The 1,185-nt window shown below is 63.0% G+C and carries 1 protein-coding gene; it reads right to left on the bottom strand.

The genetic code is table 11. The annotated features are described in order from the left end of the window. Nucleotides 1-33: 33 nt before the first annotated feature. The gene (locus IC50_RS36595) at nt 34-936 is read right to left on the bottom strand and encodes an alpha/beta fold hydrolase (protein ID WP_035716481.1); all 903 of its coding nucleotides are present in this window, start codon (nt 934-936) and stop codon (nt 34-36) included. Nucleotides 937-1,185: the final 249 nt, after the last annotated feature.

Genomic DNA, 1,185 nt, shown 5'->3' with positions numbered 1-1,185 from the left:
GAATCTTCGCTGCGCTCGCAATGACGAGGTGGGTCAGGCCGACAAGAATTCGCGCAACGCCCTCGCTGTTACCTCCGGGTTCTCCTCGGTGAGGAAGTGCCCCGAATCCACCGGCATGCCATCCACATTCGTCGCCCACTGCTTCCACGTGTCGAGCGGGGTGGCGGCGGCCTGGGCGATGCCGGCATTGCCCCAGAGCGCCAGCATCGGGATCGTGATCTTCTTGCCGGCCTCGAAATCGGCCTTGTCGAGGTCGTAGTCGAAATAGGCGCCGGCGCGGTAGTCCTCGCACATCGCATGGATGCGGGCAGGATCGCGGAACGGGGCGATGTAATGGTCCAGCGCGCGCTTGTCGATCGCGTCGAGCGTCTTCGACTTGGTCTGGCTCGCCATCTTGAAGCGCAGGAAGAACTCGCCATTGCTCGAGATCAGCGTCTCCGGCAGCGGATAGGGTTGCGCCAGGAAGGTCCAGTGATAGATCTTCAGGGCATAGGCGCGGTTGATCCGCTCCCAGTAATTATAGGTCGGCAGGATATCGAGCACGGCGAGCTTCGACAGCCGGCCGGGATGGTCGAGTGCGAGACGGTAGGAGACGCGGCCGCCGCGGTCGTGGCCGGCGAGCGCGAAGTGCACGTGGCCGAGCTGCTCCATCGCCTCGACCATGGCCTTCGCCATCGCGCGCTTGCTGTAGGGCATGTGCAGCGCATCGCTCGCGGGCATATCGGACCAGCCGTAGCCCGGCAGATCGGCGATGATCAGCGTGAAATGGTCGGCAAGCTCGGGTGCCACGCGGTGCCACATCACATGGGTCTCGGAGAAGCCGTGCAGGAGCAGCAGCGGCGGGCCCTTGCCGCCGACCCGGGCGAAGATGCGGCCGAACGAGGTGTTGATCCACTCGGAGGCGAAGCCGGGATAGAGGTCGGCGAGATCGGACATCTTTCTGCATCCTTAGCTGGTCAGGCCCGGAGCCGGCCCGACACACAAAATATCGAAAACAACCCCATGCACAGTAGCGGTATTATCTGCGGGGCTACTAACCCCAACAGCTGATTGCATATTCTGGAACGTCGATGTGGCCGGGTGGTGACACAAAATCTCGAGATTCCGGATCGGCGCGTTTGCGCGCCGTCCGGAATGACGAGCTCGAGTCTTGTCAGCTCTTGGCCTTCTCCGCTTCCACCGCCT

This window comes from Bradyrhizobium genomosp. I (2014) (assembly GCF_000261685.1).
GTDB lineage: Bacteria > Pseudomonadota > Alphaproteobacteria > Rhizobiales > Xanthobacteraceae > Bradyrhizobium.
Note: the sequence above shows the minus strand (reverse complement) of the source record. Positions and strands in the feature narration are given on the sequence as shown.

Excerpts from the sequence above, each read along its gene's own strand:
- IC50_RS36595 (WP_035716481.1), bottom strand. The coding sequence starts at position 936 with ATGTCCGATCTCGCCGACCTCTATCCCGGCTTCGCCTCCGAGTGGATC.